Source organism: Roseateles sp. P5_B10, assembly GCF_056400485.1.
In genome coordinates this window covers 1-799 of record NZ_JBFULE010001398.1, presented here as the reverse complement: position 1 = coordinate 799, position 799 = coordinate 1, and the positions used below count along the sequence as shown (strand labels likewise).

The window sequence follows — 799 nt, the reverse complement described above, 5'->3', positions numbered from 1 at the left end:
GACGTCGAAAAAGGCGTGCGGCTGACGCGCTACGGCGGTGATTGCTATTCCTATTGCATGCTCGCCGCTGGCCATCTCGACCTTGTCATCGAGACCGAGCTGAAGCCCTACGATATCGCAGCCCTGATCCCGATCATCACCGGCGCTGGCGGCGTCGTGACGACATGGGAGGGCAAACCCGCGCAGAACGGTGGCCGCATCGTCGCCGCCGGCGATCCGCGCGTGCATGAGGCGGCGCTGAAGATCCTCAACGCCTGATCAGGCACTGCTACGTCCGCGCCGCAGCCCGTAGATGCTCGATCATCTGCTGCGCGGGCCGCGACAACGTTTTCAGGTTGCGAAAGCAGATCGCCAGCTTGCGGTTCGCCCAGGGATCGCGAATCCGGATCAGGGCCAGCGCCGTAGACCGCGCACAGCGCCGCGCTGCGACCTCCGGTACAATCGCGATGCCGACGCCGGCTGCCGCCATCTGACACATCGCATCGAAATCCCGCATCTGCGCCCGGTACCGAAGCCGTGCCCCGAGTTGCGCTGCATATTTGCCAATGTGGTTCTGCAGTGCCGTCGCATTGGTGAGGCCGATGAAATCGCGATCAATGATCTCATGGAAATCGATGTGACGCCGGCCGGCGAGATCGCAGCGCGGCGCCGTCACCAGCATTAGCCGGTCTTCGTTGAAGGTGAAGCGTTCGAGACTGTCCGGCAGCGTGTGCTCGGCGGCGAAGCCGAAATCGGCAATGCCGGCAGCGATTGCCTGTGCAATATCGGCGCTTTCGCGCTCCTCGACCTCGAGGCTGAC

Annotated in this window: 2 protein-coding genes; one reads left to right on the top strand and one right to left on the bottom strand. The window is 63.7% G+C overall.

What is annotated here, in order from left to right; genetic code table 11:
* The coding region (locus AC1DU6_RS33595) for an inositol monophosphatase family protein (RefSeq protein ID WP_477862688.1) at positions 1-258 on the top strand (258 nt) is incomplete at its 5' end.
* 10 nt (positions 259-268) lie between these two features.
* Here the strand turns inward: AC1DU6_RS33595 and AC1DU6_RS33590 are convergent.
* Positions 269-799, bottom strand: a 531-nt coding sequence (locus tag AC1DU6_RS33590; protein WP_477862687.1) for a LysR substrate-binding domain-containing protein, incomplete at its 5' end; no start/stop codon positions are given.